Source organism: Leptotrichia wadei (genome assembly GCF_007990445.1).
Lineage (GTDB): Bacteria > Fusobacteriota > Fusobacteriia > Fusobacteriales > Leptotrichiaceae > Leptotrichia > Leptotrichia wadei_A.
The window spans coordinates 1,961,022-1,974,730 of record NZ_AP019841.1 but is presented as its reverse complement, the minus strand read 5'-3'; the positions used below and the strand labels follow the sequence as shown (position 1 = coordinate 1,974,730).

Annotated in this window: 11 protein-coding genes; all 11 read left to right on the top strand. The window is 29.9% G+C overall.

The window, feature by feature from the left end; translation table 11 throughout:
• The first annotated feature begins 81 nt into the window (after nt 1-81).
• The 11 genes from FVE74_RS09280 (at nt 82) to FVE74_RS09230 (ending at nt 13,687) form a co-directional block, all read left to right on the top strand.
• Nucleotides 82-1,644, top strand: coding sequence for an L-lactate permease (locus FVE74_RS09280; RefSeq protein WP_147004269.1), 1,563 nt, complete (start codon nt 82-84; stop codon nt 1,642-1,644).
• Between the two features lie 258 nt (nt 1,645-1,902).
• Nucleotides 1,903-4,692, top strand: coding sequence for an isoleucine--tRNA ligase (gene ileS, locus FVE74_RS09275; protein WP_147004268.1), 2,790 nt, complete (start codon nt 1,903-1,905; stop codon nt 4,690-4,692).
• Between the two features lie 102 nt (nt 4,693-4,794).
• Nucleotides 4,795-5,259, top strand: a complete 465-nt coding sequence (gene lspA, locus FVE74_RS09270) for a signal peptidase II (protein WP_147004267.1) — start codon at nt 4,795-4,797, stop codon at nt 5,257-5,259.
• Nucleotides 5,260-5,265: 6 nt separating this feature from the next.
• Nucleotides 5,266-5,976 carry a hypothetical protein gene (locus FVE74_RS09265; protein WP_147004266.1) on the top strand — a complete coding sequence of 237 codons (711 nt, stop codon included), beginning with the start codon at nt 5,266-5,268 and terminating at the stop codon, nt 5,974-5,976.
• A 27-nt stretch (nt 5,977-6,003) separates the two neighbouring features.
• Nucleotides 6,004-6,879, top strand: coding sequence for a glycine--tRNA ligase subunit alpha (gene glyQ, locus FVE74_RS09260; protein WP_021745774.1), 876 nt, complete (start codon nt 6,004-6,006; stop codon nt 6,877-6,879).
• A 43-nt stretch (nt 6,880-6,922) separates the two neighbouring features.
• Nucleotides 6,923-8,200 (top strand): AAA family ATPase, encoded by a 1,278-nt coding sequence (locus FVE74_RS09255; RefSeq protein WP_147004265.1) that lies wholly within the window; start codon nt 6,923-6,925, stop codon nt 8,198-8,200.
• Nucleotides 8,193-8,801 carry a hypothetical protein gene (locus FVE74_RS09250; RefSeq protein ID WP_147004264.1) on the top strand — a complete coding sequence of 203 codons (609 nt, stop codon included), beginning with the start codon at nt 8,193-8,195 and terminating at the stop codon, nt 8,799-8,801. Before FVE74_RS09255 ends, FVE74_RS09250 begins: the two co-directional genes overlap by 8 nt.
• An 88-nt stretch (nt 8,802-8,889) precedes the next feature.
• On the top strand, nt 8,890-10,926 hold the full coding sequence (gene glyS / locus FVE74_RS09245) for a glycine--tRNA ligase subunit beta (protein WP_147004263.1): 2,037 nt from the start codon (nt 8,890-8,892) through the stop codon (nt 10,924-10,926).
• 435 nt (nt 10,927-11,361) lie between these two features.
• Nucleotides 11,362-12,471 (top strand): OmpA family protein, encoded by a 1,110-nt coding sequence (locus FVE74_RS09240; RefSeq protein WP_147004262.1) that lies wholly within the window; start codon nt 11,362-11,364, stop codon nt 12,469-12,471.
• 435 nt (nt 12,472-12,906) lie between these two features.
• Entirely contained in the window at nt 12,907-13,344 is a 438-nt protein-coding gene (locus FVE74_RS09235; RefSeq protein WP_010126594.1) for a CGGC domain-containing protein, read from the top strand.
• A gap of 22 nt (nt 13,345-13,366) precedes the next feature.
• A complete protein-coding gene (locus FVE74_RS09230; RefSeq protein WP_147004261.1) occupies nt 13,367-13,687 on the top strand; it encodes an HPr family phosphocarrier protein in 321 nt (106 codons plus the stop codon).
• Nucleotides 13,688-13,709 lie beyond the last annotated feature (22 nt).

The following is a 13,709-nucleotide window of genomic DNA, read 5'->3' as shown; positions in this document are numbered from 1 at the left end:
ATTTTATGTATTTTAAATTTTAAAAGAAATTTTTCTTTTTAAAACTTTTTTAAAAAAAATATAGAGAAGGAAGGTTCGGAAATGGGATTATTTTTAATCGGATTAGTGCCAATAGTTGTATTTTTGATACTATTAACTTTTTTGAAAAAATCAGCTATGTTTAGTGCGTATGCCAGTTTAGTAGTGGCAATTATTTTAAACTTTATTGTTCCTGGATGGCAAATGCCAGTTCAAGGGGTTATCGCTTCAATTATTGAAGGATTTGCAACAGCGTGGATGCCTATCGGTTTTGTAGTATTTGCTGCATTGTTTGCTTATGATTTATCAGTAAAAACTGGTAAAATTGAAACAATCAAATCAATGTTAGGAAGCATTTCAACAGATAAAAGAGCTCAAGCATTGATATTAGCTTGGGGATTTGGTGGATTTATAGAAGGTATTGCAGGATATGGGACAGCAGTTGCGATTCCAGCAGCAATCATGGTTTCATTAGGATTTACTCCACTAAGTGCAGCTTTAATTTGTCTTATTGCAAACTCAACACCAACAGCGTTTGGAACAGTTGGACTACCAGTTACAACAATGATTTCTAACTTTAAATTGAATGCTGGAGAAACAGCATTTTATACATCATTATTGCTGTTAGTTTTGACATGTATTATACCATTTATATTGGTAATAATGGCTAATAAAGAAATTGATGGTGGAAAAAATGCAGCATTTGGAAGAGGAATTTTACCTGTAGTTATTGCTTCAATTATCGGTTATTTAACACAACCATTTATCGCAAAAGCAATGGGTGCAGAATTACCAACAATTTTGTCAAGTTTATTTGCAATGATCTTAATGATAGTTGCTACTAAAATCTTTATTAAAGAAGATAAAAGTGCAAAATCTAATAAAGGTCAAGCTATTACTGGAAAAGATGCATTTATGGCTTGGGTTCCATATATTTTAATGATAATCTTAATTATTGGAACAAGTCCAGTTGTAGAAGCTGTTCATAAAGCGTTAGAACCAACAACTACACATTTCAATTTTGCTTTGGGACATGAAGCTACATGGTTTAAGGATAAAGGAGATCCAAGTGTAATATTCAAATGGATTTTAGCGCCAGCTGCACCATTATTTGTTGCAACTGTTATAGCAGGATTCATTCAAGGTGTAAAACCAAAAGTTATGGCTGAAACATTAAAAGAAACAATTTTAAGTAAATTACCTTCAGTTGTGGTAATTATGGGAATTGTGGCATTGTCAGTAGTAATGAAACATAGTGGAATGATTGAAAGTATAGCAAAAGGATTTGCTGCAACAGGTAAGTTCTTCCCAGTAATTTCGCCATTCTTAGGAACTATCGGTACATTCGTAACAGGAAGTGACTTGGCATCTAACTTGTTATTCGGTGGAGTTCAAGTAAATATAGCAGGATCAAACGAAGCGTTGAAAGCATTGTATATTGCCGCTGGTACAGGTGGAGCAACAGGAGGAAAAATGATTTCTCCGCAAAATATTGCAATTGCCGCTTCAACAGTTGGATTAATGGGTAAAGAAGGAGATATGCTTAAATTCACTGTTAAATATTCAATAGCTTATGCAGCTATTTTAGGTATTTTAACATTTATTGGAGCAGGAATGCTTCATTAAAAGTTTAAGACTAAAAATTATGAAGTTTTAAAAAAATAAATGCAATAAATAGTTAATAAAAAGGAGAATACTGAAGTTATGAAAATTTTAGTATCTCCTTATTTATTTAAAAAATTAAATTTTGCTGCCAAATAAAATATTATTTTATTTTTTAAGCGGGATTTAGTGAGAGTTATTTAAAAATGTATAAAATTGTGATATAATAAAAGACATAAAAACAGTAAAAAAAATAATTTTAAATAAAAGTAGGAGGAAGTAATGTCAGAAAACAACAATCCAGAAAAAGTGGATTATGCAAAAACGCTTAATTTGCCAAAGACAAGTTTTAAAATGAAAGCTAATTTGGCACAAAAAGAACCTTTGACATTAAGGGACTGGAAAAAAGCTGAAATTTATGAAAAATCATTGAAAGAAGGAGCACCATTTTTTGTATTGCATGATGGACCGCCTTATGCGAATGGAGATATTCACATTGGACATGCGTTAAATAAAATATTGAAGGATATTATCTTAAAATATAAGAGATTAAGAGGTTATAATGCACCGTATATTCCAGGATGGGATACTCACGGACTTCCTATTGAGTGGAAAATAATGGAAGAACTTGGGGAAAAAGCAAAAAATATGACTCCGCTGCAAATTAGACAAGAATGTAAAAAATATGCATTAAAATGGGTGGAAAAACAAAAAGAAGGATTTAAAAGACTTGGAATTTTAGGAAACTGGGATAATCCTTATGTTACTTTAAGACCTGAATATGAAGCAGAACAATTAAAAGTATTTAAAGAAATTTATGAAAATGGATATATTTATAAAGGGTTAAAACCAGTGTACTGGTCGCCAACTACTGAAACTGCACTTGCAGAAGCAGAAATTGAGTATAAAGATGTAACTTCTCATTCAATTTATGTAAAATTTGAAGGGGAAAAAGATTTGACTGATAAATTAGGTGTGGATGAAGCAAGTATTTTAATTTGGACAACAACACCTTGGACATTGCCAGCAAACTTGGGAGTATTCTTACATCCTGAATTTGATTACGGATTGTATAAAACTGAAAAAGGTAATCTTGTAGTTGCAAAAGACTTGGCTGAAGATGTGTTTAAAACATTGGACTTGTCATATGAATTGTTAAAAGAATTTAAAGGGACAGAATTGGAATACACTCATTATCAACATCCGTTCTTAGATAGAAAAGGATTAGTAATGAATGCTGATTATGTAACAATAGATGCAGGTACGGGAGCAGTTCATACAGCACCTGGACATGGGGCAGATGACTATAATTATTCATTGAAATATAACATTGGAATTTTGTCGCCAGTAGATGATAAAGGGCATATGACTAAAGAAGCTGGAAAATATGAAGGAATGTTCTATGCAAAAGCAAGTAAAGCGATTGTTGAAGACTTGACTGAAAGCGGACATATGTTATATCACACAACTTTTGTTCACTCGTATCCACATGATTGGAGAAGTAAAAAACCAGTTATTTTCAGAGCAACTGAACAATGGTTCATTAGCATTGACGAAAGCGATATTAGGGAAAATGCATTAAAGGCATTGGAAAATGTTGAATTTGTGCCATCTTGGGGTAAAAATAGAATTGGTTCAATGTTAGAAACTCGTCCTGACTGGACTATTTCAAGACAAAGAGTCTGGGGAGTGCCAATACCATTATTTTACAATAGAGCGACTGATGAAGTTATTTATGAGCCAGAAATTATGGATAGAATAATTGAATTGGTTAAAAAAGAAGGAACTGATATTTGGTGGAAATATGAAGCCAAAGAAATTATTGGGGATGAACTTTTAGAAAAATATAATTTAAAAGATGTGGATATTAGAAAAGAAAGAAGTATAATGGATGTCTGGTTTGATTCTGGAGTTTCGCATAGAAGTGTGCTAGTGCCAAGAAACTTGCCAAGACCAGCAGATTTATATCTTGAAGGAAGTGACCAGCACAGAGGTTGGTTCCAATCTTCACTATTGACATCAATTGCAAGTACAAAAGATGCACCTTACAAGAGAATATTAACTCACGGATTTACAATGGACGGACAAGGTAGAAAAATGTCTAAATCACTTGGAAACACAATACTTCCAAAAGATATTACAGAAAAATACGGAGCAGATATTTTAAGACTCTGGGTATCTTCAGTAGATTACAGAGAAGATGTGAGAATTTCTGAAAACATTTTACAGCAAATGTCAGATGCCTACAGAAGAATTAGAAATACAGCGAGATTCTTGATGGGTAACTTAAATAACTTTGACTATGCAAATGATAAAGTTGACTATAAAGATATGTTTGAAATTGACAAATGGGCAATGCACAAGCTGGAAGAATTAAAAGAAAAAACAACTGAATATTATGATAAATACGAATTTTACAGTTTATTCCAAGAAATTACATATTTCTGCTCAATGGAAATGTCTTCATTCTATCTTGACATCGTAAAAGACAGACTTTACTGTGAAGGTACAACTTCAATCGAAAGAAGAAGTGCTCAAACTGTGCTGACAGAAGTTCTAAAAGTGTTAGTAAGAATTATTTCACCAGTATTGTCGTTTACTGCTGATGAAATTTGGGAAAGAATTCCAGAAGCGTTAAAAGAAGAAGAAAGTGTGCATTTATCAAAATGGATTGAAGCAAATCCTGAATACTTAAATGAAGAATTGGCTAAAAAATGGGATAAAATCGCTCGTTTAAGAAGAGAAGTAAATAAAAAACTGGAAGCAGAAAGACAGACTGGATTAATAGGTCACTCTCTTGATGCGAGAGTTCTTTTAAACATTGCCAATGATGAATATTCATTTATAAAAGATTATACAGAAAATGAAGTTTCTGATTTATTTATCGTATCTCAAGTTAAATTTGTAAATGATAATTTAGCAGAAAGTGAAATCGAAGGAATAAGTATAAGTGTGGAAAAAGCGTCTGGAGAAAAATGTGAAAGATGCTGGAAGTATGATGAAGAAGTTGGGCACGATCACAATCATTCAGATGTTTGTCCGAGATGTGCAAGCGTTCTGGAAAAAATGTAATATAAATTTATTTTGTAAAATTGGACTAAATATATCTAAATAAATAACTTATTTAGTTCGATTTTTACAAATATGTGTCAATAAAAATGTGAGGAGAAAAGAATGCCTTATATAATTATTATTTTGGTTTTAGCTGCATTAGATCAAATTACAAAGCAGTTAATGTACAATGTAGCAGGTGGAATGCAAGGTTTTTCAATACCATTAATAAAAAGATTTTTTCATTTGACTTATGTTGAAAATCACGGTGGAGTTTTTGGACTTTTACAGGGTAAAATTAACCTTTTTACGATAGCAAGTACGGTTCTGATTATATATGTAATCGCTATGGAATACAAGAATTTTAAAAATTATAGCAAATGGACGAAAATAGGAGTAGCAGTAATTGCCGCTGGAGCTTTAGGAAATATGATTGACAGGATTTTTCGTGGATATGTAATCGATATGATAGATTTTCGTGGAATCTGGGTTTTTGTATTCAATGTGGCGGATATGTATGTGCATATTGGAATTTATATTATTATAATTGATTATTTGGTGAGAAAATATTTGAAAAAAAATAGGTGATAATATATGTTTGGAGCAGTATATTTGGCAATGATGCTATTTCGGGTTTTAGTTGTGATTATTGCTGTTATGGCTATTATTATTTCGGTTTCTAAAAATAAGTTAAGAACAATATTTGGAATAGATATTGCGATATTGATTTTTACAGTTTTGTTTTTCTTTGTGTGGTTTCCAGTTAAGGAAAATACAGTTTTGAATTTAAAAAACGGATATTCAGTGAGTACAGAGTATAACGAAGCGATTCCAGAAGTGAACTATTATTTGTCAAATATAGGATATTTGGGGAAATTAGGAAAAATAAAAGGTAGCTGGGTAGGATATGTGTACAATGCCAACGAAGCGATTGCTGAAGTTTTTTATGTAAATGCAGATTTTGACTTAATAGAAGATGAAAAAAACAAACAGGAAGAAATGAAGGAAATTGATAAAAAATCAGGATATTTTATTATTAATTCAAAAGAACAGACACTGCATTTAACAGAAGAACAAGTAAAAGAAAAACTGAAAATAAAAAAAGTTAATCTGAAAAATCCAAAAAAAATTATAAGAAAATATGGAGAAAAGAAAGAATTATCAACTTTCTATAAAATAGCAGAGGATTATTTTTTGCCAAAGAAAATAGGTGCTACAGCATTTAATGTTATCAAATACGTTATTATTTCACTGCTGATTTTAGTAGCAGTATATTTAAAAAAACGTTTGAATAAGAAAAAATAGTAAAATATAGAGAAAGGATAGAGATAAATGACTTTTCAGGAAATTATATTAACTCTTCAAAAATTTTGGGGAGATAAAGGATGTATAATATCAAATCCGTATGATATTGAAACAGGTGCAGGAACATTTAATCCAGATACTTTTTTAATGTCATTAGGGCCTGAACCTTGGAATGTTGCCTATGTTGAGCCATCACGTCGTCCAAAAGATGGAAGATATGGTGAAAACCCTAACAGAGTGTACCAACATCATCAATTTCAGGTAATTATGAAACCATCACCAGAAAATATTCAAGAACTTTATTTAGAAAGTTTGGTTGCACTAGGAATTGATCCGAAGGAGCACGATATAAGATTTGTAGAGGATAACTGGGAAAGCCCTACACTTGGAGCGTGGGGATTAGGATGGGAAGTTTGGCTAGATGGAATGGAAATTACACAGTTTACGTATTTCCAACAAGTTGGAGGACTGGAAGTGGAAATCGTTCCATCAGAAATAACTTACGGACTTGAAAGAATCGCACTTTATTTACAAAATAAAGATGATGTAAAAGATTTAGAGTGGACAAAAGGTGTAAAATACGGAGAAAGAAGATTTCAGTTTGAGTATGAATTGTCAAAATACAGCTTTGAAGTAGCAGACGTTCCAATGCACTTCCAGCTTTTTGATATGTATGAAAAGGAATCTAAAAATTGTCTAAACAACGATTTAGTATTCCCAGCTTATGAATATGTGCTAAAATGCTCACATACATTTAACAACCTCGATGCAAGGGGGGCAATTAGTACAACAGAAAGAATGTCTTATATTTTAAGAATTAGAGATTTGGCCAAGGGATGTGCAGAAAAATTTGTAGAAGCTAGGGAAAGATTGGGATTCCCATTGCTGAATAAAAATAAATAGACATAAAAGAGGGGGATTCTTCTTTTGAAAGGAGGGCTGTGGAATGAAATTGTCGATAAGGAATGTTGGGAAACTGAAGGAAGCTGATGTTGAGATAAATGGGATAACTGTTATTACTGGTGAAAATGATACTGGGAAAAGTACGGTTGGGAAAGTTTTGTGGAGTGTTTTTAATAGTTTTTATAAGGTTTATGAACAAATTGAAAAAGAAAGAATTGATTTTGTAAATGAACAGATTTATAGTTATGTTAAAAATTTAGATAAATCAGATAATGTAAAGAAAAAAACTTTAGATATGGCAATAGATATTATTCAGAATTATAGTATTTATTATAGAAATGAAGAAAATATAAAAAACTATATAACAGAAAAATTTAAAGAAAATAATTATTTTGTTGATGCTAAAGTAATTGAAGAATTAACTGGTGATTTATACGTTGTGTTAGGTATAAAAAGTATTGAGATAATAAGCTCTATTATAGAACAAAAATTATCCACTGAGTTTCATGATGAAATAAAAAATAAAAATACAGAATCACAAGAAGAAACAAGTGTAGAATTGTATATCAGAAATAAAATTTTAAATTTTAATATTGAAGAAGGTATAAATGTTGCAGGAGAATTTGTTGAGAATTTGAAAGGAGATATTGATGATTTTGATTTGGCAACAGAAGCAGTATTTATAGACAATCCTTTTATAATTGATGATATAGAAAATATATTTGAACAAAAAAAGAAAAATTATAGACAACATTTAGTTTCAAAACTTTATTACAATAGAAATGAAAATACAGTAAAAAAAATGTATGTAAATGAAAAATTAGAAAAAATTTATAAAAAATTAAATTCTATTGCAAGTGGTAAAATAACCATAAAAAATTTAGATGTTTATTATAAAGATAGCAAAATGGAAATAAATGCTAAAAATTTATCGACAGGGCTTAAAACTTTTGCGATTATAAAAATGTTATTGCAAAATGGAACTTTGGAAGAAAATGGAACAATAATTCTTGATGAGCCAGAAATTCATTTACATCCAGAATGGCAACTAAAATTTGCTGAATTGATAGTTTTGTTGCAAAAAGAGTTTGGAATGCATATTTTATTGACAACACATAGTCCGTATTTTTTAAATGCAATTGAAGTTTTTTCGGAACGACATAAAATTGAGGATAAATGTAAATATTATGTGGCTGAAAATGAAGGAAATAGTAGTATTATAAAAGATTTAACAGGAAATACAAGAGAAATTTATAGAAAATTAGCTAGACCGATTCAGGATTTAGAAAATATTAGATATAGCAGTGATTTAGATGAGTAAAAAAATTAATTTGAAAATATATAATACTTCTACATTAAAGCAAACTTCAAAAGATGATAATAATGAAGAATATATGACAGAAAGTCAAATTAAAGTAATTAATTTTGATAGTGTTGGAGGAGATAAGTACACTAGAAATAATAATTTGAGCATTCAGCTAAAAACAAATGATGTTTTATTTTTACATAGCGATAGAAGATATACTTTTATTGAATTTAAAAATGGGAAATTACTTGATAAGTCTAATAGAATTGATATAAAAAAATTAAAGGATATAGAGTTAAAGATTCTTAATAGTATGTTTGTTTTAGGAGATATTGAGGAAAAATCTTTAAATACTTTAAAAGAAATTACAAATTATATTTTAGTCTACAATGAAGAAAAAAATTCACCAAATGAAAAGAATTCCATTTCAGAGATTGGAAATTATTTTGTAAATCAAGGAAGTAGTTTATCAATTGTAGAAAATACCTTTGAAAAAGATGAAATCATTTGTTTTGGACTCGAAAAATTTAAAGGTTATTGCTTCAAAAATGTACACACTTACTCAAAAGAGGAATTTGAGGAAAAATTTGTAAGAAAATATGAGAAATTAAAATAAAAAAATAAAGTCTTTTTTACTTCTTTTTGGGCGAAAATTTATAAAAAATAAAAAAAGAAGAGTGTAAATACCGAAAGGAGTGAAAAAATTGAATTTTCTTTTTGAAATAGGATTGGAAGAATTGCCTGCGCAATATGTGGATAAGGCGGAAAAGGATCTGAAAAAAATAATAGAAAATGAATTAAAATCTGAAAGAATCAAGTTTTCAGAAATTGAATCGTTTAGTACGCCTAGAAGGGTTACAGCGATTATAAAGGATTTGGCTGAAAAACAGGATGACTTGGATAAGAAAAGTGTAGGGCCTTCAGTTGAGATTGCTTATAAGGATGGACAACTTACGAAAGCTGGAGAAGGATTTGTGAGATCTCAGGGTGCTACGGCTGATGATATAAAGATTATTGAAAATGAAAAAGGGAAATATATTTCGATTGAAAAGTTTATTGCAGGAAAGGATACTAGGGAGATTTTACCTGAAATATTGAAAAATGCGATAAAGAAAATAGAGTTTGAAAAATCTATGAAATGGGCGGATAGAACGTTTAGATTCGTAAGACCGATTAAATGGTTTGTGACTTTATTTGATAATGGGGAAATTTTACCTTTTGAGTTTGAAGGGCTAAAAGGCGGAAATAAGACTCGTGGAATGAGATATTTTGCTTCTCAGGACATTGAGATTGATAATCCGCTTGACTATGAAAAAATATTGCTTGAAAATTTTGTTATTGTAAATGGTGAAAAAAGAAGAGAAGAAATTTTGAAAAGCATAAAAGAAAATGGTGAAAAGGATGGAGATACTGCGATAATCAATAAATATTTATTAGATGAAGTGGTTAATGTGGTAGAATATCCTTATGCAATAAAGGGTGAATTTAACAAGGATTATTTGCAGCTTCCTGAAGATATTATAACAATTACATTGGAAACTCATCAAAGATATTTTCCAGTAAAAGATAAGAACGGGAAATTGTCAAATAAATTTATTGTTATAAGAAATGCGCCTGAATATTCAGAAACTGTTAAAAAAGGGAATGAAAAGGTTGTAGAGCCAAGACTTGCCGATGCGAAATTTTTCTTTGATGAAGATTTAAAAGGTAAATTTGCAGACAATGTAGAAAAACTGAAGGAAGTTACTTTCCAAAAGGATATGGGAACAATTTTTGAAAAAGTTAAAAGAAGTGAAAAAATTGCTGAATATCTGATTTCAGAGTTAAACTTGACTGATAAGAAGGAAAATATCATAAGAACTGTAGATTTGGCAAAAGCAGATCTTGTTTCAAATGTAATTGGAGAAAAGGAATTTACTAAGTTACAAGGATTTATGGGTTCCGTTTATGCTCAAAAGCAAGGTGAGGATAAAGATGTAGCACTTGGAATTTTTGAACATTATTTGCCACGTTATCAAGGGGACAAATTGCCTACGACTGTGGAAGGTGCAATTGCTGGAATTGCTGACAAGATGGATACAATAATTGGATGTTTTGCAGTTGGATTAAAACCTACAAGTTCTAAAGATCCTTACGCTTTGAGACGTGCCACACAAGGAATTATTCAAGTTGTATTAAATTCAAAATTGTCTTTTGATTATAAGAAATTAATTGAAAAGGCTTATGAAATTTTCTCGGCAGATAAAAAAGTATTGGAAAAGAATGTCGTGAAGGATGTAACAGAATTTTTCAAACAAAGAATAATTAATGTGCTTTCTGAAAAATACAAAAAAGAACTTATAAATTATGAAATAAATCTTGAAAACAATGTTGTAGAATTGGATAAGAAATTATCTGAACTTCTAAAATTATCACAAACTGAAAATTTTGAGATTTTAATAAATCTTTTAAAACGTGTAAAAAATATTGTTAAAGATGAAAAAAATGTAAATCTAAATATTGACAGCGCATTATTTGAATCAGATGAAGAAAAAGCATTATACAATTTTGCAAATCAGTTGGAAAGTATTGAAAATGCAGATTTTTCAAGTTATATTGAAACATTATTAAATAATGCCGATACAATTAATCAATTTTTTGATAATGTAATTATTAATGCTGATGATGAAAAATTAAGAAATAACCGTATTGCATTATTGAAAAAACTGGAAAATTCTATTGATAAAATGATAAACATATAACTTAAATTTTAGCAATTTACACAGAAATAACACTTTGAAATCAAACTAAAAAGTAATAGTTATTCTGATTAAATCTAAAGTTTAATCTAATTTTATACAGTTTGAATTAATTATTTGGCTAGTATAATAGTTTATAGGCAAATAAAAAAAATGAAATTTTAAAGTGACTAATAAGTCAATAAAATTAGGTTATTTTATAGGAAATAGTAGTAAACATAATACTTAAAATGGAATATTGGTTAATTTTTTTATTGACTTTTTGTTAAAAAAGTGATATTATAACTTGTAAACGGAAAGTTTTAACTATAATAATAAATTAATTAGTAAAAACATTGATTTTTCTCTTAAAATATTGTATAATCTAAAAGAGGATTAGGAGAAAGAAGTACTAATTTAAAAAGTTAGAGTAAAAAATAAAATTCGGGAGGAATTAAAATGAAAAAATTAGTTATTTTAGGAACAGCTTTATTGGCTTTAAATGCTGTAGCATCTGAAGTACAAGTTAAAAGTGGATATGATTTCTACAGAAAATTTAAAGCAGGTTCAAGTGATCTTAGTGATGATTATGAACTTAAACATGGACCAACACTTGGTTTAGAATATATTGTTGATAACCAAGGTGAATTTGAATGGGGATTAGGAGCAGAATACAAATTATCTGCTAATTCTGGAAAATTAATTAGAAAAGATGACAAAGTTAAATTAATGAGAAGTGTTCCAGTTTATGCATTAGGTAAATTCAACTTAATCACAACAAACAATGGAAATGATGCTTTATACGTATTAGGAAGAGCAGGATATAACTTCGCTCACGGAACTAAAAATTTAGCAGATGCTAAAGTTAAAGGTGGATTATATACTGCAGCAGGAATTGGTACTGAATTTGGGCCAGTTTCATTAGAAGCTATTTATGAAAGATCAGGTGTTAAAGTTAAAGGATTTGTAGATTCAGCAGGAAATTCTGTTGAAAGAACAAGAAACTACAATGATTCAGTAGGAGTTAGAGTAGGATATAGATTTGGACAATTGAAAAATGACAGATCACCTAAAATCATAACTCAAACAGTTGAAGTGCCTGTACCAACTCCAGTACCTACACCAGCACCAGAACCAGCACCAATTGTTAAACCAAATACTGCTGTGTTACCATTTAGTTGTGAAACTGATACAAAAAAATGTGTAATCAGAGGATTTAAAGTAGATGGTAGAGTACCTAACGAAGGTGAAGCTGCTGACTTGAGAACTATCGCAGGTGTAATTAACCAATTTGCTGATGGTGGATCAATTGATTTCGTTGGACATACAGATTCAACTGGATCAGCTGCTTATAACCAAAAATTATCAGTAGCAAGAGCACAAAACGTAGCTAGATTATTAAGAGACTACGGATTGAAGAACTCTATTTCTTACGGAACAATCACTGGTCAAGGAGAAAGCAACCCATTTGACACTAATGACACAGTTGAAGGAAGATACAATAACAGAAGAGTTGAATTATTCTTCCAAAACGTTGACTTCACTAACGTAAAATTCATTAATCAATAATCTTTAAAATAAAAGGTTTAAAATATAAATTTTTGGAGAGGCATTTAATTATGTCTCTCTTTTTTACTATACAAAAGAATTACTAATACTATGTCTTTTTATAGTAAAACTGTCTTAAAACTAAACTAATACTAAACCCCATTTGAATAACGAATATTTTGTAAATCTTTTTAGCAGATGAAACCTGATATTTATTTTCAAATAATTAAAATAAATATTCGCTTTTTAAACGGGGAATAGTATAAATATAAATTTCTCGCAAAAGAGTCAAATTAAAATATAGTTTCCATTTTTAAACGAAGTTTAGTAGAAATAGACTTAATATTTAATTTTTATTTTTACAGAAAAAAATTAGATAAATATTGATTTTTAATCTAATAAATGATATTATTTAAATAGGTTTTAAGAGTTGCGAATATATTTTGAGGTGGTGTTATGGATTTATCAAAAATTAAGCTGGTTGTAATAATTCAATGTGAAATTGCAAAAAGACGTTGCAGCGGATATCATTGCAGCCAGTCATTTTACGAGAGAAGTGGTGGATTTTCAAAATATCCTATGGAGCAGGATATGAGAGTTTTGATGTTTCAATGTGGAGGATGTAATGGGAAAGGAGTTAATTCTCTTTTATCAAATGTGAATAAATGCCTGAAAAAGGAAGGGAAGATTACGCCAGAAGAAGTGGCTATACACTTTGCTTCTTGTGTTACGCTTGATAATCATCATTCTTCCAGATGCATGTTTTTAAATTATATGAAACAGCAAGTTTCTAAAACTCCATTTAAGGATTCAATTATTTTGGAAGACACCTGGCATTCTAAAACTGCTACTAGAAGACGTGCAGAAGGGATTTACAAAACAAATAAAAACTAGGAAATATCAGGAAAGGAAAGCTATGAAGGAAATTATTGTAGAAATAAAAAACGATCAGGGAGTCCATGCACGGCCATCGGGGCAGATTGTGAATATTGCCAAAAAGTATGATGTGGCTTTGGAAATAGAAAAAGTTTTTGAAAATGAACAGGCAGAAAATAACAAAGAAGAAAATGAAAAAATTGATGGAAAAAATGTATTTGGAGTTATGATGCTTGGAGCAGGAAAGGGAGAAAAATTGAGACTTAGGGCAATTTCAGAAAATGGAGGGAATCCAGAAGAAGAGATTAAATTGCTGGAAGAGTTAAGACAATTAATAGAAATTAATAAATTTTTTGAATAAATATAAAGAAGGGAGAAGGACT